At 45.0% G+C, this 23,954-nt stretch carries 19 protein-coding genes; 11 read left to right on the top strand and 8 right to left on the bottom strand.

The features are described 5' to 3' along the window. The first annotated feature begins 164 nt into the window (after positions 1–164). Positions 165–4,049: an NACHT domain-containing protein gene (locus RDO88_RS05115; RefSeq protein ID WP_307758343.1), complete on the top strand. Its 3,885-nt coding sequence runs from the start codon at positions 165–167 to the stop codon at positions 4,047–4,049. Between the two features lie 888 nt (positions 4,050–4,937). On the opposite strand, the gene RDO88_RS05110 is transcribed toward RDO88_RS05115, so the two are convergent. The 6 genes from RDO88_RS05110 to RDO88_RS05085 form a co-directional block, all read right to left on the bottom strand. Continuing rightward, positions 4,938–5,492, bottom strand: coding sequence for an NUDIX domain-containing protein (locus RDO88_RS05110; protein ID WP_307758342.1), 555 nt, complete (start codon positions 5,490–5,492; stop codon positions 4,938–4,940). An 85-nt stretch (positions 5,493–5,577) separates the two neighbouring features. Beyond that, a complete protein-coding gene (gene gcvP, locus RDO88_RS05105) occupies positions 5,578–8,427 on the bottom strand; it encodes an aminomethyl-transferring glycine dehydrogenase (protein ID WP_307758341.1) in 2,850 nt (949 codons plus the stop codon). Between the two features lie 36 nt (positions 8,428–8,463). Beyond that, positions 8,464–9,102, bottom strand: a complete 639-nt coding sequence (locus tag RDO88_RS05100; RefSeq protein ID WP_307758340.1) for an MBL fold metallo-hydrolase — start codon at positions 9,100–9,102, stop codon at positions 8,464–8,466. Between the two features lie 33 nt (positions 9,103–9,135). Next, complete coding sequence (gene rsmG, locus RDO88_RS05095; protein ID WP_307758339.1) at positions 9,136–9,756, bottom strand: 16S rRNA (guanine(527)-N(7))-methyltransferase RsmG; 621 nt, start codon at positions 9,754–9,756, stop codon at positions 9,136–9,138. 31 nt (positions 9,757–9,787) lie between these two features. Continuing rightward, positions 9,788–10,636: a DUF3298 domain-containing protein gene (locus RDO88_RS05090; protein ID WP_307758338.1), complete on the bottom strand. Its 849-nt coding sequence runs from the start codon at positions 10,634–10,636 to the stop codon at positions 9,788–9,790. Between the two features lie 117 nt (positions 10,637–10,753). Beyond that, positions 10,754–11,587, bottom strand: coding sequence for a helix-turn-helix domain-containing protein (locus tag RDO88_RS05085; protein ID WP_307758337.1), 834 nt, complete (start codon positions 11,585–11,587; stop codon positions 10,754–10,756). A gap of 66 nt (positions 11,588–11,653) precedes the next feature. Between RDO88_RS05085 and lipB the strand changes: the two genes are divergently transcribed. From lipB to RDO88_RS05055, 6 genes are all read left to right on the top strand, one after another. After that, positions 11,654–12,334, top strand: a complete 681-nt coding sequence (gene lipB / locus RDO88_RS05080) for a lipoyl(octanoyl) transferase LipB (RefSeq protein ID WP_307758336.1) — start codon at positions 11,654–11,656, stop codon at positions 12,332–12,334. Between the two features lie 107 nt (positions 12,335–12,441). Then, complete coding sequence (gene pheT / locus RDO88_RS05075; RefSeq protein WP_307758335.1) at positions 12,442–14,904, top strand: phenylalanine--tRNA ligase subunit beta; 2,463 nt, start codon at positions 12,442–12,444, stop codon at positions 14,902–14,904. Between the two features lie 47 nt (positions 14,905–14,951). Next, positions 14,952–15,683, top strand: coding sequence for a YebC/PmpR family DNA-binding transcriptional regulator (locus RDO88_RS05070; RefSeq protein ID WP_021847676.1), 732 nt, complete (start codon positions 14,952–14,954; stop codon positions 15,681–15,683). Positions 15,684–15,691: 8 nt separating this feature from the next. Next, entirely contained in the window at positions 15,692–15,937 is a 246-nt protein-coding gene (locus RDO88_RS05065) for a TIGR03905 family TSCPD domain-containing protein (protein WP_307758351.1), read from the top strand. Between the two features lie 111 nt (positions 15,938–16,048). Further along, complete coding sequence (locus tag RDO88_RS05060) at positions 16,049–17,311, top strand: Nramp family divalent metal transporter (protein ID WP_307758334.1); 1,263 nt, start codon at positions 16,049–16,051, stop codon at positions 17,309–17,311. A 4-nt stretch (positions 17,312–17,315) separates the two neighbouring features. Next, on the top strand, positions 17,316–17,804 hold the full coding sequence (locus RDO88_RS05055) for a C-GCAxxG-C-C family (seleno)protein (protein ID WP_307758333.1): 489 nt from the start codon (positions 17,316–17,318) through the stop codon (positions 17,802–17,804). Between the two features lie 20 nt (positions 17,805–17,824). Here RDO88_RS05055 and RDO88_RS05050 read toward each other — a convergent pair whose 3' ends face one another. Next, positions 17,825–18,133, bottom strand: coding sequence for a hypothetical protein (locus RDO88_RS05050; protein WP_307758332.1), 309 nt, complete (start codon positions 18,131–18,133; stop codon positions 17,825–17,827). Between the two features lie 331 nt (positions 18,134–18,464). On the opposite strand from RDO88_RS05050, the gene RDO88_RS05045 reads away from it, so the two are divergent. From RDO88_RS05045 to RDO88_RS05030, 4 genes are all read left to right on the top strand, one after another. Further along, on the top strand, positions 18,465–18,665 hold the full coding sequence (locus RDO88_RS05045; RefSeq protein ID WP_307758350.1) for a winged helix-turn-helix domain-containing protein: 201 nt from the start codon (positions 18,465–18,467) through the stop codon (positions 18,663–18,665). A 213-nt stretch (positions 18,666–18,878) separates the two neighbouring features. Continuing rightward, a complete protein-coding gene (locus RDO88_RS05040; protein ID WP_307758331.1) occupies positions 18,879–20,210 on the top strand; it encodes a leucine-rich repeat protein in 1,332 nt (443 codons plus the stop codon). A gap of 124 nt (positions 20,211–20,334) precedes the next feature. Further along, positions 20,335–22,116: a translation elongation factor 4 gene (lepA, locus tag RDO88_RS05035; RefSeq protein ID WP_307758330.1), complete on the top strand. Its 1,782-nt coding sequence runs from the start codon at positions 20,335–20,337 to the stop codon at positions 22,114–22,116. 81 nt (positions 22,117–22,197) lie between these two features. Then, positions 22,198–23,385 (top strand): sodium:proton antiporter, encoded by a 1,188-nt coding sequence (locus RDO88_RS05030; protein WP_307758329.1) that lies wholly within the window; start codon positions 22,198–22,200, stop codon positions 23,383–23,385. 65 nt (positions 23,386–23,450) lie between these two features. On the opposite strand, the gene RDO88_RS05025 is transcribed toward RDO88_RS05030, so the two are convergent. Then, positions 23,451–23,804: a hypothetical protein gene (locus tag RDO88_RS05025; protein WP_307758328.1), complete on the bottom strand. Its 354-nt coding sequence runs from the start codon at positions 23,802–23,804 to the stop codon at positions 23,451–23,453. Positions 23,805–23,954 lie beyond the last annotated feature (150 nt).

The raw sequence follows: 23,954 nt of genomic DNA, 5'->3' as shown, positions 1-23,954 counted from the left end.
GCAAATTAAATGCAGATTATTTTATAAGATTAGTGTAAATTGGTATATAAATACCTAAAAAATATAGTGATATTCAAGAATATAGTGAGCAATATCTTAAAGAATTCTATAGCCAACTGAATAAAACGAGCAATAGAGAAATTAGAATCTCTGCATCAACTATATTGAATCCTAGCAGGAGTATATTACTCATTGTAGGAGGTCCCGGCTCAGGCAAGTCTTCTTTACTAAAGCATCTTACCTTACAACTGCTAAAAGGAAAAATGGATATCTATGACGGCTACTTACCTGTATGGATGCCATTTTCATATATGGCAAGGAATTGCGATAGTGATATAAAGAGCATTATTCGGAATTGGTTTCAGGAAAGTAAGTTATGGGAGAAAAACAGCTATTACGTGGAATATGCATTTGAGCAACAAAAGATACTATTAATAGCTGATGGAATAGATGAATGGGGTGATGAGTCCTTACAAGCAGATAGAATTATTCGTAAAGTTAAGGCGGAAACAGAAGCAGGTAATTTACTAGCCATTTTTTCAAGTAGGGAATATGGCATTGCGAATATCAATTCTCCCTTCAGTACAAGCGACACATATACAATCGCACCATTGTCTGCACTACAGCAAGATGAACTTGTGAAGAAATGCGTGAATCATTATAATGGTCTGGTTCGCAATACAAAGAGGACAGCAGAGTTCCTATCTGCTAAGTTGAGGTTGTTACATGACGTTGATCGTATGAAAGAAAACCCCATGTTGCTAACCATCCTTATTGGACAATATCTACAAGGTAACGAACTTCCTCACAACAATATTGCGGCTATGGACTGCATAATGGAGCAATTGTTTATCAAGCATCAGCAGTCACGCAAGTATCAGGCTTACGACTATTCTGGGTCATTTGACTACACAAGCAACAAAATGATGCTTGGAGTTCTGTCAAAAGAAATGTTTGATTACTACAATGATGGTTGCATGGATAAGACCCAAGCAGAAATACTGCTTAACCAATATCTAAATAGTCAGACATCTGGACAGGAATTGAAAAATGCTCATATTGTTGATGACTTATTCAGGCATGATACTCATCAACTTGGCATTATTGAGGAAAGAATAGGTTCTCGCATTTCTTTCATCAATAGACAACTGCAGGAATTTATGGCTGCAAAATACCTTTCGGTAGATATAGATAGGGCAAAAGCATTCATTCAAGATAATGTTTCGAATATCGGATTACACCAAGTTATTCTTTTCCTTTTCGAAATGATACCAGCATCAACTTTTGTAGGTTTGTATAATATCTTAAAACCTATAAAAGCAAACGATTATAGAGATTATTATTTGTATAAATTAAAATTAGAGATTCTTGTAAGATCTGTGAAAGCACCTAAATATTTCTTACTAGAAGAAGTAGAAGAATACATACACAAGATTGAATGGGATTCCGATTATGACACCAAACACCAATTACTGGAAATTCTGCTTGATGGTTTGTATAATAGCTTATTACGGAATCGTATTGAAAACTTTCTTTCCAGATATATCCCTTCAGCTCACATATACCATGATACCAGACTATCTGGTTTGATGCAAGTGACTGACTTGACGGAAGAGGAACGCCAGTTTATTGTTTTAACTGTTATAAATGGTGATGTTAATAACAAAATACTTGCATCTGAAGTAATTAGGAAGCATATCACTAACGATGAAAAATTGCTGGAGATAATTAATTCATATTTAACATCATCAACATTGCCAGAAGTGATAGCCTTCTTTATCAGAAGTGTGATTGTTGATGGGATAGATGTAGATAAAGAAAACGAATTAGTACGAAAAGTTGTGACAGGTGACATCTATACTCACTTTTATCAAATTGAGTTTTCTTTATTTAAAGGTGAGTCTGTTTCACCAGATGAAATCCTTGAATTAGTTTCAGAACTCCCATTTTCAATTCAAGAGGAGGCTAACAGATTATTACAGCAATATTTTCCAGATGACGATGTAGTCATGCAAAAGGCTTTAATCTCAGTTAGTGCACCATACAGAGAACGAAGCAGTATCAGCAAGGATATTGCATGGAAATACCTATTGACATGTTGGATAAATCATCCCAATGTTATCAAGGCCATCAAGATAGAACTTAATAACAAATATCCTTTTAGTATTGGAAATAAATATGATTTGTGGAAAATTATTCAAAGACAAAAAATATCTCCAGATTTGCTTCAAACGATAACAGAATGGGCTGTCAATAGGGACAAAGATCATTTTAAGTGGGACGCTGAGTCTCTTATTATAAATACTATTGTTAACGATTCCCGAATCAAAGCAAAACTTCTTGAAGCATTAGAGGAAATGAAAAGTTATCAGCATATTGTTGTCCATCCTCTCATCAAAAACTGGATACAAGATGCTGATGTTATCGAAAAGCTTCAGCGATGTCTAGATGAGATGCCGTTAAACCAATCTTCATGGATATCAGGATATACTTATGAAATATACCAAGGCAATGATGAACGAATTAAGGCATATTTAGATAAATGTATAAATGATGCAGATAAAGGTATAATGAAAAACCTTGCAGTGTCTGTGTATATAGAACATTACAAAGAGGAATTTGAAGAAAAATACATACCAAGGATACTCAACGGTGAAATTCCAATGAGTGACCATATCCTCGGTTCAAAATGGGGCATACTGGAAGCCATCATACAGAACTATTCAGAACGTCAGGACGTTAAAGAGTTTCTTAATAATTATTATTCTGAAGACTACAAATTTGCTGGGCTTATTATAGCAAAATATCACAGTTCAGAATTAGCCTCTCGAATGCTTAGGAAGTGGTTTCATATGGATACACGCTTAAGACTCATGATGATACATAAGATTTCTAACCTGCCAAGTATAGACGAGTATTTAGAAGGGGTGTTACACTTATTCAAACAGGAAGGAAATGCTTATGTTCTTTGTGATATGGTCTTATGTCTAGTTGGTCACTTGAAAAGGACAGGGAGAGATTCTGACGCATTCAAGGTTGCTGAGGAAGTATTCAATACGGCTCAGTTGACAACAGAATGCACATACAAAATACGATTCTGTATATACCTAATGTATCATAAACTTGATGAATATGTGCAGTTAAATTTGAGTACTGGCAGTAAGGAGTATGAATTTGCCCAGACGCATATTTTCTACAATGATAGTCCATATATTGAGAAAACGATTGTGGATGAAGCCGATTATTTACTTGCTGATGATATGGCTAATTTAAAGAAAATTGTCAAGGAAGACAAGCGTATCTATTTGTATATTGTTTTCTTCTCAAAATATATTAATCCTACATCAGATGCTGCCCGAATCATAGTGAAGTATCTTAATGAAAATAAAGATAAAATTGACGATGCAAATATTCTACTTTTCTTAATGAAAGTGGGAAACCAAAAACAATTATTGAAAGAATTGGCTATAGCCAATATAGACACTAAGAATAGCGAAATGTCTGCGACATTAGCTCAAATCATTGTCACTGAATTTAATAATGATGAAGAAATAAAGCAACTTCTGAAGTTGGAAGACTGGAAATGGAATTATGATTCCTTTAATAGAATATCTATTAATTGTTCACTCAACACTAACGTAGAAAGGTTAAAAGAGATTTATAACGAGGCAAGGGATAACAAATATGAATTGACCTACTATTATGCTTCATACAACTTCATATTCTCAATGATGGATAAAAACAAAGTTGTGGAGAAACTGAAATACTACTTGACTCAACTTCAAGATACTTTTGTTTATCGAATGATTGTTGCACCATTGTCCGTGAGGCTGCAACGGGATAAAGCAACGGCTGATAAACTATATGAAGAACTACTGCAGACTGAAGATCCAAGAATCAGAGTAGGCTTCTACTCAATTCTTTCATCAGCAGGTGTAAAATCGGTAGAACTAAAGGATTGGAGAGAACATCAATATCAGCATCTTGATGAATATGGACATGATATTGTGTTGAATAGAGATAGGAAGTTGATTGTGATTGTACAATGACAACAACTTAAGATTAATTGCTATATGAGGATGTAATTTAACTGTGTCAGCAAAGAGTAAAATACATCAATAATAAACTTGCATATCTGTATATCTAATAAATGAGACAAGATCTTGTTTTCGCTTTTCTAGCAACTTAAAAACAGTTTAGTTTGGTTTATTTCCTTTATATATAGATACTAAATTAAACTGATTAATATATAGGGTCGCACATGGAGTTATTTTTTACTATAAAGACTTACCCGGTCGGTAATGTATAAGAGTAAAATATTATTTTTCCGTTTAATGGTAACTCTTATTTGCTAAATAAGATTGTTGCGAGAATTAGCCGCCCCCTGCGTAAACTGATGACGATAAACCTTGCTGCAGAAACATCCACAGCAGTTTGGCGGAATAGAAAAGTTGATGTACTTTTGCGACATCGGAACTCCCAAGCCTCTCAACAATGCTCAAATCGGAGGCGTTTATTTTTATTCCCATAAGAGTATTCAATTTAACACTAATGCAGTGAAAACAATATATACATGATTTCCAAAATCAATGGAAGGGCAAGCTGATTTATGTACAACACCTCACACTTCTCAATGGAGATAACTGATGTCAGCAGGATTGTTATAATCTGTATTATCAGTACAAAGAATACAATAGTTTATAATCCACTTAACATCTAATAATCAGCTATTTACAAATCAATATTTCCCAATTTTGTTTATATGAATATTTACGGTATAAAATTACCATATTTGTACCATGATGTTTGTAACCTTCTGATAATCAGTTGAAGTTGTTTTAGAGGAAGTTAAATAAAGAATCCTGATTGCCAATAAATAAGGCGTATAACCCTTTAACGGTTGTACGCCTTTTTGTTATAATAATAGGGATATGAATTCAGAGCAATTTGTTTTCCGCAAAATACTTCCAAAGCGGAGCTGCCATGAGTGCTTGTCGTATTTGGTCGCTTACGAGAAGGGTACGGACTTCTTCAATCGTCAGTAAGTGGATACTGATATCTTCTGTTGGTTCCAAATGTTGAGTAGAAATTGGTTCTACGTCGGTAGCCACGAAGCAATGGCATAGGTTTGTCATGGTACTGGTGTTAGCTGAAATAGTCATATGATATTGCCAATTACCTTTGCCATATCCTGTTTCTTCGTATAATTCACGGCGTGCAGATTCAATGGGGGCTTCTCCTGGTTCACATACGCCAGCGCAAATTTCATAACCTGTATAGCGTAGACCATGGCGATATTGTTGCTCCATGAGAAATCGTCCGTCACAGGTGATGGCTATGACATTTACCCAATCCGGATATTCCAGTACATAATATTCTGAATTTTCTACACCGTTAGGCAGGCGGACGTGATCACGACGTGCTGTCAACCAAGGACGGCGGATAAGGTATTCGCTGTGAAGTATCTTCCATTCTTTGTTATTATCCATCATTTTTATAGATTGTCATTTACGAAAAATGGCAGAATAACGGATTGTTCTTATTATTCCGTTGATTCTGCCACTTTTTTATTTGAATTTAATCGAATGTGCCGTAGCGTGTAGGCAGGAGTTTTCGGTCTCCCAAGGTGTTGTCTACGCGGGCTACATTTATCCAGAACTTGTTTTTTCGGACAGCTTCTGTGGGATAGGCTGCTTTTTGGCGGGTATAGCTGTGTTCCCACTGGTCAGATACTACTTCGTATTCAGGATGCGGTGCATTGAGCAGAACATTGTCCGTCTTGTCTGCACGTCCTTCTTTTACTTCCTGTATTTCCTGCCAGATATGAAGCATCACATCTACAAAGTTGTCCAGTTCGGCCAGACTTTCACTTTCAGTCGGCTCTATCATCAGCGTACCGTGTACAGGGAACGAGAGAGTGGGGGCATGATAGCCGTAATCCATCAATCGTTTGGCGATGTCGTTTTCGCTGATGCCGGTCTCCTCGTGAATCTTGCGGCATTCCAGAATCATTTCATGTCCTACAAATCCTTGTGCACCCCGATAAACAATGCCGTATGTGTCTTGCAGGCAGGCCGCCAGATAGTTGGCGTTGAGGATGGCCGTGCGGGTAGCACGCGTCAGACCTTCAGTTCCCATCATGCGGATATAGCCATAAGTGATCGGCAGGATACCAGCACTACCGAATGGTGCAGCAGACACTTCATTGACTGAGTTGCCGAAGAGAGCATGTCCGGGCAGGAAAGGAACCAAGTGTTCGGCTACGCAGATAGGTCCTACACCAGGACCGCCTCCTCCATGAGGCGATGCAAAAGTCTTGTGCAGGTTCAGGTGGCAGACGTCAGCTCCGATATAGCCGGGGTTTGTCAAACCGACTTGTGCGTTCATGTTGGCACCATCCATATAGACTTGTGCTCCACAAGCATGGATAATCTTGCATATTTCTACGATTTCCGTCTCGAAGATGCCATGGGTCGACGGATAGGTTATCATCAGGGCTGCCAGTGAGTCCTTATTTTCTTCGGCCTTGAGGCGCAAATCATTCATGTCGACATTGCCATGTTCATCACAAGCGCATGTGACGGTTGTAAATCCTGCCTGTACGGCACTGGCCGGGTTTGTTCCGTGAGCGGATGCTGGAATCAGAATCTTGTTGCGATGACCTTGCCCTATACTTTCAAGATAAGCACGAATCACACGAAGTCCGGTATATTCACCTGCTGCGCCAGAGTTTGGCTGGAGGCTGACACCTGCAAATCCCGTGATGATTTTCAACTCTTCGCTGAGATTGTGAATCAGTTCCCGATAACCTTCAGCCTGGTCTTCGGGCACAAGAGGATGCAGGTTCATGAATTCAGGACGGCTTAGGGGGAGCATTTCGGCCGCCGCATTGAGTTTCATGGTGCATGAACCCAGCGAAATCATGGAATGGGCCAGTGAGATGTCCTTGCGGTCGAGCCGTTTAATGTAACGCATCATTTCCGTTTCAGTGTGATAGCGGCAGAAGACCTCATGCGTCAGGTAGGGACTTTGCCGTCGGAGCGCTTCAGGAAGTGTGTTGGCATCAGGAATGTCGGTTGTCTGAGGAACTTCGGTTTCGGCTGCGATGGCAAAAATGCTGAGCAAGGTATTGATAGCAGCGATATCGGTGGTTTCATCGATACTCATACCTACATCGCCGTTGTCGAAGTAGCGCAGATTCACTTCCTTACTGAGGGCTATGGTACGTATTTGTTGGGCAGAAATTGTTGCCGGCAAGGCAAAACGCAAGGTGTCAAAATAGGAAGCATTTATCTGTACATAGCCGAGTGACTCAATTGTTTTTTCCAAATAAGCGGCAATGCTATGAATGCGGCTGGCTATGGTACGGATGCCCTCCTGGCCGTGATAAACGGCATAGAAACCAGCCATAGTGGCCAGCAAGGCCTGGGCCGTACAGATATTGGATGTAGCCTTTTCACGTTTGATATGCTGTTCTCTGGTCTGTAGAGCCATGCGATAACACAGTTTGCCGTACTTGTCTTTGGACCATCCTATGATACGTCCCGGCATGTTGCGTTTGTATTCGTCGCGGGTTGCAAAGTAGGCGGCAGAAGGACCTCCATAGAACATGGGAGTACCCAGTCTTTGGGTAGAACCGAAAACAATGTCAGCTCCCCATTCTCCCGGAGGAGTCAGTAAGGCAAGGCTCAGGATGTCGGCTGCTACAGCAACTTTGCATCCGGCAGCATGAGCTTGTTCTACAAAAGTACGGTAGTCTTCTATACATCCGTTGGCGTTGGGATACTGGAGCACACAGGCAAAGACATCTGGGGTGAATTGTACCTCTGTATATTTCCCAGTACGGAGAATAATGCCTTGCGGAACGGCACGGGTTGTCATGACAGCCAGTGTTTGCGGGAAAATAGCTTCATCCACAAAGACTACATTGGCACCTTCCTTCTGTTGTTGGCGCGAACGCAGGGCATACATCATTGTTACAGCTTCGGCTGCTGCTGTAGCTTCGTCCAGCAGAGAACAATTGGCCAATGGCATACCTGTGAGGTCAGATACGGCGGTCTGGAAGTTCATCAAGGCTTCAAGACGTCCTTGCGAAACTTCAGTCTGGTAAGGAGTGTATGATGTGTACCAAACCGGATTTTCAAACACATTACGTTGGATGACGGCCGGTGTAATGCTGCCATACCATCCCATACCTATATAAGTCGTAAACAGTTTGTTTTTGGAAGCGAGTCGGGCTATGTGTTGCGCAAACTCGTATTCAGTCATGGGTTCGGGCAGATCGAGCGGCTTTTTCAGTCGGATGTCCGAAGGAATGGTTTTGTCAATCAGTTCGTCGAGGCTGTCGACGCCTATTTTACGGAGCATGATTTTCTCGTCCTCCGGACTGATGCCGTTGTGGCGGCAGGATAATGAATCGTTTATCATGGTGGTAATATTAAGTAAATTAGTGAAAATAGTCATTTATCTGAAAAAAGGGTTTTCGGCTTTTTCGATTCCGATGGTAGTCGGCGCCCCATGTCCGGGATAGACAATTGTTTCATTGGGCAGTACAAACAGACGGCTGCAGATGTGTTCGATGAGGTCGTCAAAGTTGCCTCCGGTCAGATCAGCTCGTCCTATGCTGCCTTGGAAGAGTACATCTCCCGAAAACATGCAATGTTCGGCCGCACAATAATAGACCAGGCTGCCAGGCGAATGTCCCGGCACGTGGATACATTCCAATGTTGTATGTCCGAAGTGGATCATATCGCCGTCATGCAGATAATGTCCCAGCGGAACGGGTTCCTCTTGCAGTTGGAATCCGAACATTCGGCTCTGTTTCGGAGCATTCTCTATCCAGAATTCATCTGCTTGATTGGCTTCGGCTTTCAGTCCGAATTCTTTCAGCATAAAGGGGTTGCCGAAGATGTGGTCCAAATGAAGATGGGTGTTCAGCAGGTGTTTCACTTGGAGGCCGTTGTGTATGATGAATCCTTTCAAATCCAGCTTTTCCTCTTCATAGAAACAACCGGGATCGATGACGACTGCTTCATTGGTTTCGTCCCATAAAACATAGCAGTTTACGGGAAACATATTGAATTCAAATCTTTTTATTTTCATGGTTCTGTTGTTATATCTTGATTTATAGCCTTTTCACCCCGCTACATACACCACTTTCTTGGTTTGGAAAAATTCTTCTTCAAAATAATTGCTCAGATTCCATATCGTGGTTTTGTGTCGGAAAGGCATGGTTTCGTTTTCCAGTTCACCTCCCTTGAGGCAGATGAGACCGTTAGGCAGGGCATTCTGCTGATGGGCCGCTATGTTTTTGCGGATGATTTTCATCAGGTCGGCCAAAGGCATCACAGCACGGCTCACAACAAAATCATAGGAATCTTTCACTTCTTCGGCACGCGTATGGCTGAAGGTCGTGTTGGTAAGACCGATGCTTTGGGCCACTTCAGTGGCCACTCGTATTTTCTTGCCGATACTGTCCACCAGGTGGAATTGCACTTCGGGAAAGAGAATGGCCAGTGGTATGCCGGGAAATCCGCCACCGGTTCCCAAGTCCATGATACGGCTGCCGGGTGTAAAGCGGATGATTTGTGCGATGCCCAGCGAATGGAGTATATGGTGTTCATACAGGTTGCCGATATCTTTACGCGAAATGACGTTTATTTTCGAATTCCAGTCGGTATACAGCTCTCCCAAAGCGGCAAATTGTTGCTTTTGCTTGTCAGAGAGGTTGGGGAAATATTTCAGTATGATGTCCATGGATCTGCCGTTTTTGAATGATAATAGTTGTTTATTTGTTGACATTGTCCAGGATGCCGGATGTGTCATTTAACAGATGCTGTACGGCATCGTAGGGCAACGTAATTTGAGTAGCTCCCATGACGTATGGAGCAATGTCATATATATTATAGTGGAAAGTGATTCCTTCAGGACCGATGAAGAAATTTTCCGTTGGGGTCAGTTCGCCGGTACTGGTATATCCCATGTCTTCCAGTTCTTCGTGGGTTGTCACTTGGTTGTCAGCCATCAACTGGTTCCATAGCAAGTCCGTCAGCGCCTCCTTATAGTTGGGCACAAAGAGATCGTCCAAATGCACGGGGGTCAATGTCCTCAAGTCCAGGTTCAGATAAGTAGTCATGTAGATACCGTGCGCCCCTCCTGTATATTCATTGTAGTCTATACGGTAAACGAACAGGTTCTGCTGATAAAGTTGCACGTGTCCCTCTATACCTTTATAATAAGAATACCATGAGCCTATGCTGGCAGTATCTTCTTTGGATTCCTGCAGAAACATGGGTTCCAGGTCTTTCCGATAGTTTGCTACGTATCCTTTTACGTAGTTCTGAATGGCATCTTCGGGTGTTTGTTTCGTGTACTTTTCTCCCAAGCACATTGAAAGCAAGTATTGGTTGACGCTGTCTTTCATCGCCTCTTCGGTCGATTTTGTGATACAGGTCATGTTGATATGGATGTTGCAGGCCGGTTTGGCCGTATCTCCGAAGAGATGTTCCGTGCGGTTAGCTTGAATGCTGTCGAACTCAAAATTTCCTGCATTAGGTTTCAAGTTGTTATTGCAGGAAAAGAATAACGAGCATGCGGCAAGCAAAAACATCAGTAATATGGAAGAATGTTTTCTCATAAATTATTTCTGTTAATAAAATATCAATGTGCTATTGGTACATTAACGACAAATATAGGATTAATTACTTGAACTTGGTACATAAACGGGAAAACTTTTTTCCTGTTTGTAGATACCTTAACTGTTTCTGTATTCTTGCGGGCTCATGCCGACATATCGCTTGAAGTATTTGCCGAAAAAAGAAGCGTTGGGAAAGTTTAGCGAATAGGCAATTTCCTGTACGGTCATATCGGTGGATTTGAGTTTGGATTTGGCATCAACCAGAATGACGTGTGCAATAATGTCCAAAATGTTTTTTCCTGTAGCTTGCTTGACTGTTGTACTCAGATGTTGGAGTGAAATGCCCATTTTGTCGGCATAGAATTGAGCCCGCCGCTCGTGGGTGTAATTTTCAATGACAAGCTGTACTAGCTTGCGGCATATTTCTTCCTTTCTGCTCTGCATTCGCACGTCTTGCATGGGGACATCGCTGTACAACTTATCTACGCCGTATAGCATGCCTTCCAGAATATGCCTTATCATTTCAGTGTCTAATGTATGCGAGCCTGTTGTGATCCGTCCCAGTAATGCGAAGTAGTCTTGAAAGTAGGATGCTACGGCTGGATCGATGTGAAGTACGGGTGAACGTAGGATGGAAGACAGAGAATGGAAAGTCGACTGGACGACATTCACCTTGGTAATGCATTGTTCTGAAAAACCTACAAACCCGATACGTATCTTCTCCTGCTGGGAGTAGAACTGGATAATGGTACCCGGCAGAAGTACAACGAAGTCTCCCTGCTTGATTTCCGTATCCATCAGATTGATAGATACGGTGATGGTTCCTTCGATACATAAAGCAAAAATGCAGGCTTTCAGCCGGCACGATTGCTTGTAGATGTTCAGGATGTCTTCGGTCACATCTGTCCATGCGATGATGTCTACCGGAAGGTCGACGTGTGGAAAATCCATAACGCTATCATATTTTTTAGTGGGGCAAAGATAAGGTTTTTCCCGAAATCTTTTACCTTTGCGGGCATGAAAACAATGGTGGAAAATTGGGGAGTCATCTCCTATGAGCAGGCCTGGAAAAAGCAGGCGGAATTTTTTGAGGCATTGGTGCAGGCCAAGCAAAGTGGCCGCGAGTATACGAACCGCATAATCTTCTGCGAACATCCGCATGTCTACACATTGGGGCGTAGCGGTAAGGAGCATAACATGCTTTTGAGCGAAGAGCAGCTCCAGCGTATCGGTGCCACCTATTATCATATAGATCGGGGCGGGGACATCACTTATCACGGCCCTGGTCAGCAGGTGTGTTATCCCATTCTGAATCTGGAAGATTTCGGCCTCGGCCTGAAGGAATACGTTCATCTGCTCGAAGAAGCGGTTATCAACGTCTGTGCTTCCTATGGCATAGAGGCAGGAGGGGTGGAGAAGGCTACAGGCGTCTGGCTGGAAGGCGACACGCCGCGTGCCCGCAAGATTTGTGCCATTGGGGTGAGGAGCAGCCATTACGTCACCATGCATGGCTTGGCTTTTAATGTGAATACCGATTTATGCTATTTCAGTTATATTCATCCATGTGGATTTGTAGATAAAGGTGTCACTTCCCTACAAAAGGAACTGGGACATGAAGTGTTGATGGAGGAGGCTCGTCGGCGCTTGGAGTCAGCTTTGCAGAAACTCCTTATCGAATGCCTGTCGTCACGTTCTTGATTCACTGAAAGGCTTTTTGCGTATTTTCTTCGGCGATAATTCCCGACGAAATAAAAAATCTTATTAACTTTGCAGGTCACTTTTGGAAACAATAAAAACATTACGATATGAATATCTCTTATAATTGGTTGAAAGAGTATGTCGATTTCGACTTGACGCCGGACGAAGTGGCTGCCGCGCTCACCTCCATCGGACTGGAAACAGGCGGTGTGGAAGAGGTGCAGACCATCAAGGGCGGACTGGAAGGTCTGGTGATTGGCGAAGTGCTGACATGCGTTCCTCATCCTAATTCAGACCACATGCACGTCACTACCGTCAACCTCGGTTCGGGCGATCCTGTACAGATTGTGTGCGGCGCACCCAATGTGGCTGCCGGACAGAAAGTGGTAGTTGCCACACTGGGCACCAAGCTCTATGATGGAGAACAGTGCTTTACCATCAAGAAATCAAAGCTTCGCGGAGTGGAATCCAATGGAATGATTTGCGCGGAAGACGAGATAGGCATCGGTACCGACCATGCCGGTATCATTGTGCTGCCCGCCGATGTAGTTCCCGGTACGCTGGCCAAGGATTACTATCAGGTGAAGAGTGATTACGTGCTCGAGGTGGACATTACGCCCAACCGTGCCGATGCTTGCTCGCATTACGGTGTGGCTCGCGATCTCTATGCCTGGTTGGTTCAGAACGGACGTACAGCTACCCTGAAGCGTCCGTCGGTAGATGCTTTTGCCGTCGAAAACCACGATTTGGACATCAACGTGACGGTCGAGAACGCCGAGGCCTGTCCTCATTATGCCGGCGTTACAGTCAAAGGGGTTACGGTCAAAGAAAGTCCCGCCTGGTTGCAGGACAAACTCCGTACCATCGGTCTGCGTCCTATTAATAATGTAGTCGATATTACCAACTATATCGTCCATGCTTTCGGCCAGCCGTTGCACTGCTTCGATGCCGACACTATCAAAGGGGGAGAGGTTATCGTGAAGACTATGCCCGAAGGCACACCTTTTGTGACATTGGACGGCGTGGAGCGTAAGCTGAGCGAACGCGACCTGATGATTTGTAACCGCGAAGAAGCCATGTGTATCGCCGGTGTGTTCGGCGGTCTGAACTCTGGTTCTACTGAAGCTACCAAGGATGTATTCCTTGAGAGTGCCTATTTCCATCCCACGTGGGTGCGTAAGACGGCCCGTCGCCATGGACTGAGCACTGATGCTTCCTTCCGTTTCGAGCGTGGCATTGACCCCAACAGTGTCATCTACTGCCTGAAGTTGGCTGCCCTGATGGTGAAGGAACTGGCCGGAGGTACCATTTCATCCGAGATTAAGGATGTGTGTGCAGGTCCTGTGGCCGACTTCCGCGTGGAGCTTTCTTACGAAAAGGTGCATTCACTCATCGGTAAGACCATCCCTGTAGAAACTATCAAGAGCATCGTGAAGAGCCTGGAGATGAAGATTGTGAATGAAACCTCCGAAGGACTGACGCTCGACGTACCTCCCTATCGGGTAGACGTGCAGCGCGATTGCGATGTCATCGAAGATATCCTCCGTATTTACGGATATAATAATGTTGAGATTCCTGCGACCTTGAAGTCCAGCCTGACCACAAAGGGCGAGTGCGACAAGTCGAACAAGATTCAGAACCTCATTGCCGAACAGCTGGTAGGTGCCGGCTTCAACGAGATTCTGAACAACTCGTTGACGCGTGCCGCCTATTACGACGGACTGGAGTCTTGCCCCGCGGCCAATCTGGTTATGCTGATGAATCCGTTGAGTGCCGATCTGAACGCCATGCGCCAGACGCTCCTTTTCGGTGGTCTGGAGAGCATCGTGCGCAATGCCAACCGTAAGAACGCCGACCTGAAGTTCTTCGAATTTGGTAACTGCTACCATTTCAATGCCGAAAAGAAGAACGACGAGAAGCCTCTTGCCGCCTATTCGGAAGAATATCACCTGGGCTTGTGGCTTACCGGTAAGAAGGTGTCCAACTCGTGGGCACATGCCGACGAAGACAGTTCGGTATACGAACTCAAGGCCTATGTGGAGAATATCTTGGCCCGTGTAGGTCTGCACATGCACGACCTCGTTGTCGGCAACCTGACTGATGATATCTATGCTGCCGCCCTGTCAGTGAACACACGTGGCGGAAAACGTCTGGCTACGTTCGGCGTTGTGACGCGTAAGATTCTGAAAGCTTTCGACATCGAAAACGAAGTCTTTTACGCCGACCTCAACTGGAACGAGCTGATGAAGGCCATCAAGAACATCAAGGTCAGCTATACGGAAATCTCCAAGTTTCCGGCTGTGAAACGCGACCTGGCTCTGCTGCTCGACAAGAAAATCCAGTTTGCCGAAATCGAGAAGATTGCTTATGAAACCGAGAAGAAGCTCTTGAAATCCGTTGAGCTGTTCGATGTGTACGAAGGCAAGAACCTCGAAGCCGGCAAGAAGAGTTATGCTGTCAGCTTCCTGTTGCAGGACGAAAACGCCACGCTCAACGAGAAGCAGATCGACAAGATTATGCAGAAGCTCATCGCCAACTTGCAGAACAAGCTGGATGCCAAACTGAGATAAAACCAATTGAACGAATCATTTAAAATCAAAATAAAAACATTACTCCCATGGGAAGAGCGTTTGAATATAGAAAAGCTACCAAGCTGAAAAGATGGGGCCACATGGCCAAAACATTTACACGTCTGGGCAAACAAATCGCCATTGCCGTAAAGGCAGGCGGTCCGGAACCCGAAAACAACCCTACACTGCGTTCGGTTATCGCCACCTGTAAGCGCGAGAACATGCCGAAGGACAATATCGAGCGTGCCATCAAGAACGCAATGGGTAAGGACCAGAGCGATTACAAGGGCATGACATACGAAGGCTACGGCCCTCACGGCATTGCAGTATTTGTAGATACGCTGACCGACAATCCCACCCGTACCGTTGCCGATGTCCGTTCGGTATTCAACAAGTTTGGCGGCAACCTTGGTACAATGGGTTCGCTGGCTTTCCTCTTCGACCACAAGTGCGTGTTCACGTTCAAGAAGAAAGACGGCATGGACATGGAAGAATTCATCCTCGACATGATCGACTTCGATGTAGACGAAGACTACGAAGAAGACGAAGAAGAAGGTACCATCACCATCTACGGTGATCCGAAGAGCTATGCTGCTATCCAGAAACACCTCGAAGAGTGCGGTTTCGAAGATGTCGGCGGCGACTTCACCTATATTCCCAATGACCTGAAGGACATCGAGCCCGAACATCGCGAAACCATCAACAAGATGATCGAGCGTCTCGAAGAGTTCGACGATGTACAGACGGTTTATACCAACATGAAGCCGGAAGAAGAATAATGGCTGCAGTGACCTACCATTACAAGACGAAAGGTACGTGCAGTACCGATATCAACCTCCAGGTGGAAGACGGTATCATTAAGGACATCGAGTTCTGGAGCGGTTGTAACGGCAATCTGCAAGGCATCTGCCGGTTAGTGAAAGGTATGCCTGTCAAAGAAGTCATTGCCCGTTTGGAGGGTATCCGTTGTGGCATGCGTCCCACGTCATGCCCCGATCAGCTTTGTCAGGCCCTTCATGAAATGGGATATTGAACAATATACCTTTAGTTCTTGTTTATCATATAAAAGCCGGTTGGAAATTATCCTTCCGGCTTTTTTTATTACAATATTTTGTATTTTTGTCACTCACTACATCAAAGGTATATGAAGAATATTCTGAAAGATCTCAAGCGGAAAGACCATAAACGATATTTGGGTGGGCTCGATGTATTCAAGTATATTGGGCCAGGTATGTTGGTAACGGTCGGCTTTATCGATCCCGGTAATTGGGCTTCCAACTTTGCTGCCGGGTCGGAGTTTGGTTATGCCCTTTTGTGGGTGGTGACCTTGTCTACCGTAATGCTCATCATCCTGCAGCACAATGTAGCCCATCTAGGCATCGTTACCGGTCTCTGTCTTTCCGAAGCCGCTACCAAGTACACCCCTGCCTGGGTCTCAAAGCCCATATTGGCAACGGCAGTCTTGGCTTCCATTTCCACCTCGCTGGCCGAAATCCTGGGTGGTGCCATCGCTTTGCAGATGCTGTTCGGCATCCCCATTCCGTGGGGAGCCTTGCTTACCACCGTCTTTGTGTTGCTGATGCTTTTCACCAATTCCTATAAGAAGATAGAGCGCGCCATCATAGCTTTTGTATCCGTCATTGGACTTTCGTTCATTTACGAACTGTTCCTGGTGAAGATCGACTGGCCGTTGGCAGCCGCTTCGTGGGTTACGCCTTCGTTACCCCAGGGTAGCATGCTCATTGTCATGAGTGTATTGGGTGCCGTAGTCATGCCCCACAATCTGTTTCTGCATTCCGAAGTCATCCAGAGCCACGAATACAACAAGCAGGACGATTCCTCTATCCGCCGTGTCTTGAAGTACGAACTGTTCGATACCCTGTTTTCCATGGTAGTCGGTTGGGCCATCAATAGTGCCATGATTCTGTTGGCTGCCTCTACCTTCTTTCAGGCAGGCGTTCCCGTAGACGAACTTCAGCAGGCCAAGTCGTTGCTCGAGCCTTTGCTGGGCAATAATGCTGCCATCATCTTTGCCTTGGCTTTGCTTATGGCCGGCATTTCGTCCACCATCACCAGCGGTATGGCGGCCGGTTCTATTTTTGCCGGAATGTTTGGTGAGTCCTATCACATCAAGGACAGCCATTCGCAGGTCGGCGTTGTGCTTTCGTTGGGTGTGGCCCTTTTGCTGATATTTTTTATCGGAGATCCTTTTAAGGGATTGCTGATATCGCAGATGGTGTTGAGTCTTCAGTTGCCGTTTACGGTATTCCTTCAGGTTGGGTTAACGTCTTCTGTACGTGTTATGGGGAAATATGCCAACAGCCGATGGAGTAGTGGGGTACTCTATTTTATAGCCTCCGTGGTCACCGTACTCAACATTTGGCTGATAGTATCGGAATTATTATAAAAAGATGAATTTATTAGAGAACGATATGGAAGAAAATGAAAAGAGAATAGAAAAGGCCGTCGCCCTTTTCAAGAGTGGTTTCAACTGCGCCCAGTCGGTAGTGACGGCCTTTGCCGACCAATATGGATTTACCGAAGAGCAGGCCCTTCACATGGCTGCCTCTTTTGGTGGAGGTATCGGTCGTATGCGTATGACCTGTGGTGCTGCCTGTGGCCTGTTCATGTTGGCCGGTCTGGAGAAGTGTGCCGTCGAGGGCAAAGACCGTGAAAGTAAGGCCGCCAATTATGCCCTTGTACAGCAGTTGGCCGAAGAATTCCGAAAACGCAATGGTTCGTTGATTTGTGCCGAGCTTCTGGGGTTGAAGAAGCCTGAAATTACGAGTGTTCCCGATGAACGTACTAAACAATATTATGCCAAGCGTCCCTGTGCCCACATGGTCGAAGAGGCGGCTCGCATTTGGGTAGAACACTTGGAGAAAAAGAACAACATCTGATAATACAAAGGAATTATCTGTCAGTCGTAATACTCTATTCTTAGTTCATCGCTAACATTGAAATCATCGTGATAACCGTCGTCATATAGATAGACAATGCGTAGGTTTCGATAGACCGATGGTACCTTTAGCGTGTTCAGCAGGTACCATTTCGGTTTGCCGAAGTCGTACGAGCTTCTGTCGAGAATAATACGATTTGATACATAGTCGAAGCGATAGTAGCCTCCTCCTATGCATTGATCACCTGCCAGTAGCAGGTCTTTGTGCTGATAAACCATTCCCAGGCGGAAATATCCGTCCTGGGTAATGATGAATTTGGGCTGTGTCATGTCGGTTTCACTACTAAAAAACGGATTTTTCAAATAAAATTGCTTGTAACAAAGTTATTAAAATTTTCAGAGTATGTTGTAGGTGTTATACTGGTATTTGTGTTTTTATTGGGGCTTCTGATGCAATATCTTACATCTCCAAAGTGGTATTTTACGTTACTAAAGTGTAACTCGATGAAATAAATTCCCTTTTTTCTTACATTATTGGGAGAAAAAAGACTAATAATGTGCTATATAACATAAAAATAACTATCTTTGCACACAAAATAAAATCTGAAATCATCAGAGAGGATTCGATTTTATGGCATGTCTAACTAAAATTTGAATGAAAATGTTGAAAGAAAAAGCTGGTGAAACAGCAGGAAAAATTTGGAACGCACTGAATGAAACTCAAGGCTTGACTGCTAAACAGATCAAGAAAGCAACAAAGCTGGTTGACAAGGACCTTTATCTGGGTCTTGGTTGGCTGCTGAGAGAAGACAAAATCTCTACTTCTGAGGTGGAAGGTGAATTGTTTGTGAAGCTGAACTAAGAAGAATCATTTATCTGACTATAAAAAGAATGCGTTGGTGGGGAAAACCTTTACCAACGCATTTTTTTTATTTCGATGTACATCAATCGTTTTCGTATTTGTCTGGAAGACAGTTTGATACTACTCCTAAATGTACATCTTGAAATGTGGTATACGAACCGTTTTCACTCTACCTTTGCCGGCGATTTATTATTGTGTGAAAATTAGTTTTATATGAAAAATTGGGTAATAGGATTTTGTTTGTTAGGAGTATTGGTCGGTGTATTGACCGCTTGTGAGAAAAACAGTAATCGTACGATAGAGACAGATGCAGCTGTACGTGTGTGTATAACAGATGCTTCGGGGACTCCTGTATCAGATGCGGAGGTAGGTGTTTATACTTCGGAGCTATATGAAATGTTCCAGTCGGATGCGACAGTTGCTCCTTTGTTGAAACTGCGAACGGATAAAAAAGGCGAGGCCGGGATAAAGTTGGATAGAAGGACCTGGTTTGTAGGAACGTCTACGGCAGAGATTTATTTTGTTTTCATCCAATCTGTTTCCCCGTCGAATTATCAATATTGGAGTGCGGGCGGAACAGTTAAAGCGGGTGAGACCCGGAAGTTTTCAATTGTGGCCGAGTTGTTGAATGCCAGTGAAAATACTGATTCGGATTTCCTGATAGACAATGGCGTTTTGATTCGGTATCAGGGAAAGGCAGATGAAGTGGTATTGCCCAGTGAAATAAAAGAAATTGCCGATCGTTGTTTCGCCGAATCGAATATCCGCTGGGTAAAATTGAATGAAGGCTTGGAGAAAATCGGAGCATTTGCTTTTTATAATAGTAGCATTGAAGAAGTCAGTTTTCCTCCAACGTTGAAGGAGATGGGTGAACATGCATTTGAAGATTGCATCCGATTGTTGAAAGCGGATCTGAGCCGTACGTCACTCATACAAATTCCAGATGCTGCATTTTGGGGGGCAGGCTTGACTGAATTGCTTTTGCCCGAGAGCTTGCAGCAGATTGATGATCAGGTGTTCTTGGATACGAAGAGTTTACGAACCTTGGTTTTGCCGGAGGCAGTTGTTCGGATTGGCATGGAAGCGTTCAGAGATTCGGGATTGGAAAAGGTACAGTTGTCCAATAGGTTGAATCGGTTGGGAGAACGTGCCTTTTATAACTGTTTTCGTTTGAAGGATGTGCGGTCTGGTGGAAAGTGGAATGGGCAGAGTGGTGTTATGGAAGTGGGCTGTTTTGAAAATTGTACGATGTTGGAGAACATAGAATTGCCGTCGAGCCTAGTGGAACTGAAGGGATGGACTTTTATCGGTTGCAACAGATTGACGGCAGTGACGGTACCCGAACGGGTTGTTAAAATCGGTTATGACGGACTGGACGGAGGAAATGTCAGCGTTATTACTTTTCAGAGTATAGTTCCACCTGCATTGGATCGTGCCTTGCCAGCCTATGAGTATGTTGAGTCAATATATGTACCTGAAGTTTCCGTTCAGGCTTATAAGGAAAAATACCCTGTGTATGCGGGTAAAATAAAGGCGATAGGCTAGTGCTGGCAGAACGACAGGATGAGGTTCGGGATAAAAAATATCCGAAACAAGTTTCAATATTTTGTTCTCCGCTCACCTTTCGCTATCTTTGCACCGCTTTTATTTAGATTTTAATTAGTCATCGATGAAGAATATACGTAACTTTTGTATCATAGCCCACATTGACCACGGGAAATCTACACTGGCAGACCGCCTGCTGGAATTTACCAACACCATACAAGTGACCGAAGGACAAATGCTGGACGACATGGATTTGGAGAAGGAAAGAGGTATCACCATCAAGAGTCATGCCATCCAGATGGAATATGTGTACAAGGGGGAGAAGTATATCCTGAACCTGATTGACACGCCGGGACACGTGGACTTCTCGTACGAAGTGTCGCGCTCCATCGCTGCCTGCGAGGGTGCGTTGCTCATTGTCGATGCTTCGCAGGGTGTACAGGCACAGACCATTTCGAACCTCTATATGGCCATCGAGCACGACCTGGAGATTATTCCTGTCATCAACAAATGCGACATGGCCAGTGCCATGCCCGACGAGGTGGAGGATGAAATCATCGAACTGCTCGGTTGCAAGCGCGAGGAGATTATCCGTGCTTCGGGCAAGACGGGTATGGGTGTGGAAGAGATTCTGGCAGCCGTTATCGAACGCATTCCCCATCCCGAAGGCGACGAAAATGCTCCGTTGCAGGCGCTGATTTTCGACTCGGTTTTCAATTCTTTCCGTGGCATTATCGCCTATTTCAAAATAGAGAACGGTATCATCCGCAAGGGTGACAAGGTGAAGTTCTTCAATACCGGTAAGGAGTATGATGCCGACGAGGTAGGCGTGTTGAAGATGGACATGGTGCCCCGCGACGAGTTGCGTACGGGTGATGTGGGTTACATCATCTCCGGTATCAAGACTTCGCGCGAGGTGAAGGTGGGCGATACCATCACGCACATTGCCCGTCCGTGCGACAAGGCCATCGCAGGCTTCGAGGAAGTGAAGCCGATGGTGTTTGCTGGCGTCTATCCCATCGAGGCGGAAGACTTCGAGGACCTGCGTTCTTCGTTGGAGAAACTCCAGCTGAACGACGCGTCGCTGACCTTCCAGCCCGAATCGTCGCTGGCTTTGGGCTTCGGCTTCCGTTGCGGCTTCCTCGGTCTGCTCCACATGGAGATTGTTCAGGAGCGTCTGGACCGTGAGTTCGACATGAACGTCATTACAACCGTGCCCAACGTATCTTATAATGTATACGACAAGCAGGGACATGTCATGGAGGTACACAACCCCGGCAGCATGCCCGACATTACGATGATAGACCACATTGAAGAGCCCTACATCCGTGCATCGGTCATCACGACCACCGACTACATCGGACCAATCATGACCCTTTGCCTTGGCAAGCGCGGCGAACTGGTGAAGCAGGAGTATATTTCGGGCAATCGTGTGGAAATATATTACGACATGCCGTTGGGCGAAATCGTCATTGACTTCTACGACAAGCTGAAGAGTATCTCCAAGGGATACGCCTCGTTCGACTATCATCCCAACGGCTTCCGTCCGTCCAAGCTGGTGAAGCTGGATATCCTGCTCAATGGCGAGCCGGTAGATGCCCTGTCCACGCTGACGCACTTCGACAATGCTTACGAACTGGGTCGCCGCATGTGCGAGAAGCTGAAGGAACTCATCCCGCGCCAGCAGTTCGAAATAGCCATTCAAGCGGCTATCGGTGCCAAGATCATCGCCCGCGAAACCATCAAGGCTGTGCGCAAGGACGTGACGGCCAAGTGTTATGGTGGCGACGTGAGCCGTAAACGCAAGCTGCTCGAGAAGCAGAAGCGCGGCAAGAAGCGCATGAAGCAGATTGGTAACGTGGAAGTGCCGCAAAAAGCTTTCCTGGCTGTGCTCAAGCTGGATTGATAAATCTGATTAACCCGGGGGAGGATGCTCTCTTTCCATAGGACTGTCTTGGTGTCCTCCTCTTTAATGCTTTATATATAAGTGAGAAAAGTTCTATCGTTTTCGGCCTTCCTGATGGCCGGGCTGCTGGTCAGCCAGTATCTCCCCCTGTGGGCGGGAGGAAGTTATGACGCGGTGAAGACCGTGTCCAATGTGTTGCTTTACGTCTGCCTCGGTTTCATTATGATTAATGTGGGGCGCGAGTTCGAAGTCGACAAGTCGCGCTGGCGGACGTATGCCAAAGACTACTTCATTGCCATGGCCACCGCTGCCATGCCTTGGTTCCTGATTGCGCTTTACTATGTGTTTGTTCTGCTCCCCTCTGTCTATTGGGGCAGCTGGGAGGCGTGGAAAGAAAATCTGCTGCTGAGCCGTTTTGCCGCACCCACGTCAGCGGGCATTCTCTTCACCATGCTGGCGGCCATCGGGCTGAAGCAGAGCTGGATGTACAAGAAGATACAGGTGTTGGCTATTTTCGACGACCTGGACACCATTCTGCTGATGATTCCCTTGCAGATTATGATGATTGGGCTGAAGTGGCAGCTGCTGGCCATTGTACTGATTGTGATGCTGCTTTTGTCCTTCGGGTGGAAGCAGATGGGCCGCTACGACTGGCGGCAGGACTGGAAGGCCATCCTCTGCTATTCTGTGCTGGTGTTTGCCGCTACGCTGGGCGTCTATCTGCTGAGTAAACATTTCTATGGCGAGGAGGGAAGCATCCATGTGGAGGTGCTGCTTCCGGCTTTCGTGCTGGGCATGGTGATGAAGCATCGCGAACACGACTCACCTGCCGAGCGGCGGGCGGCTACAGGCATTTCCTTCCTCTTCATGTTTCTGGTGGGTGTGGGCATGCCTCGTTTTCTGGGTGTCGACTTTGCCGAGGCTTCGGCAGGCGGGCATTCTGTTACGGGTTCACAGGAGATGATGTCGTGGGGCGTGATAGCATTGCATGTGTTGGCTGTTTCGTTCTTGTCCAATATCGGGAAGCTGTTTCCCGTCTTTTTCTATCGCGACCGCAAGTTCAGCGAGCGTCTGGCTTTGTCCATCGGCATGTTTACCCGCGGCGAAGTGGGGGCGGGTGTCATCTTCATAGCCTTGGGTTACAATCTGGGTGGTCCGGCATTGCTTGTTTCGGTGCTTACCATTGTGCTCAACCTGGTGCTCACAGGCTTCTTTGTGTTGTGGGTCAAGAAGTTGGCCTTGCGCAGCTATCAGCCGCAGGAGGCTTGAGAATGCCTGCCTGAACGGGTTTTACAGATCTGACAAATCGATTCGATTCATGCGGAAAGGGTGTCTTAATGACGCCGTTTCCGCATTTTTTGTATCCCACACCGTCGGTCGTTTCTGTCCAAATAGGAGGAAAGGAGGGCGAAAATAGCCTTTCCAGGCGGAAAACAATGCTTTTTCCGGTCGTTTACATCCTGTTTTCTTCGGTATAACATTGGATGTTCTTCGTCAAAAGCGTGTATGTTTTGTCGGTTTTCCGTGTATCTTTTGTCTTCTTTTTGTGCATTTCTTGTCCGGATTGGGTGTATAAAGGCATTTCGGGCGGCTTTTTTCTCTGTTTTTTCTTCTATTTCAAATGTCAATATTTTGCTATCAAGTTGATTGATAGCGACTAAGGGCCTCCTTTCTCCGTTCTTTTCCATCGGCCGTCTCTTGGGCTTGAAATAAGCGATTCTCGCGCGTTTCGATAGACAAAGTGTCAATTTGACAAATCGTTTCCTGTACTTCTACTGCTAACTTTAGTTAATCTACTGCTTTTATTAGTTGAATAACTAATATAATTAGTTGTTTGT

This window comes from uncultured Mediterranea sp. (assembly GCF_902493215.1).
In the GTDB taxonomy this organism is placed as follows: domain Bacteria; phylum Bacteroidota; class Bacteroidia; order Bacteroidales; family Bacteroidaceae; genus Bacteroides.
Note: the sequence above shows the minus strand (reverse complement) of the source record. Positions and strands in the feature narration are given on the sequence as shown.

Bases quoted from the DNA above. Each gene is read 5' to 3' on its own strand.
- RDO88_RS05085 (WP_307758337.1), bottom strand. From the start codon at position 11,587: ATGGATTTTCCACACGTCGACCTTCCGGTAGACATCATCGCATGGACA.
- RDO88_RS05025 (WP_307758328.1), bottom strand. From the start codon at position 23,804: ATGGAAAAGAACGGAGAAAGGAGGCCCTTAGTCGCTATCAATCAACTT.
- lipB (WP_307758336.1), top strand. From the start codon at position 11,654: ATGAAAACAATGGTGGAAAATTGGGGAGTCATCTCCTATGAGCAGGCC.
- gcvP (WP_307758341.1), bottom strand. From the start codon at position 8,427: ATGATAAACGATTCATTATCCTGCCGCCACAACGGCATCAGTCCGGAG.
- RDO88_RS05110 (WP_307758342.1), bottom strand. From the start codon at position 5,492: ATGATGGATAATAACAAAGAATGGAAGATACTTCACAGCGAATACCTT.
- RDO88_RS05045 (WP_307758350.1), top strand. From the start codon at position 18,465: ATGTTGAAAGAAAAAGCTGGTGAAACAGCAGGAAAAATTTGGAACGCA.
- pheT (WP_307758335.1), top strand. From the start codon at position 12,442: ATGAATATCTCTTATAATTGGTTGAAAGAGTATGTCGATTTCGACTTG.
- RDO88_RS05055 (WP_307758333.1), top strand. From the start codon at position 17,316: ATGAATTTATTAGAGAACGATATGGAAGAAAATGAAAAGAGAATAGAA.
- rsmG (WP_307758339.1), bottom strand. From the start codon at position 9,756: ATGGACATCATACTGAAATATTTCCCCAACCTCTCTGACAAGCAAAAG.
- lepA (WP_307758330.1), top strand. From the start codon at position 20,335: ATGAAGAATATACGTAACTTTTGTATCATAGCCCACATTGACCACGGG.
- RDO88_RS05040 (WP_307758331.1), top strand. From the start codon at position 18,879: ATGAAAAATTGGGTAATAGGATTTTGTTTGTTAGGAGTATTGGTCGGT.
- RDO88_RS05060 (WP_307758334.1), top strand. From the start codon at position 16,049: ATGAAGAATATTCTGAAAGATCTCAAGCGGAAAGACCATAAACGATAT.
- RDO88_RS05070 (WP_021847676.1), top strand. From the start codon at position 14,952: ATGGGAAGAGCGTTTGAATATAGAAAAGCTACCAAGCTGAAAAGATGG.
- RDO88_RS05050 (WP_307758332.1), bottom strand. From the start codon at position 18,133: ATGACACAGCCCAAATTCATCATTACCCAGGACGGATATTTCCGCCTG.
- RDO88_RS05090 (WP_307758338.1), bottom strand. From the start codon at position 10,636: ATGAGAAAACATTCTTCCATATTACTGATGTTTTTGCTTGCCGCATGC.
- RDO88_RS05100 (WP_307758340.1), bottom strand. From the start codon at position 9,102: ATGAAAATAAAAAGATTTGAATTCAATATGTTTCCCGTAAACTGCTAT.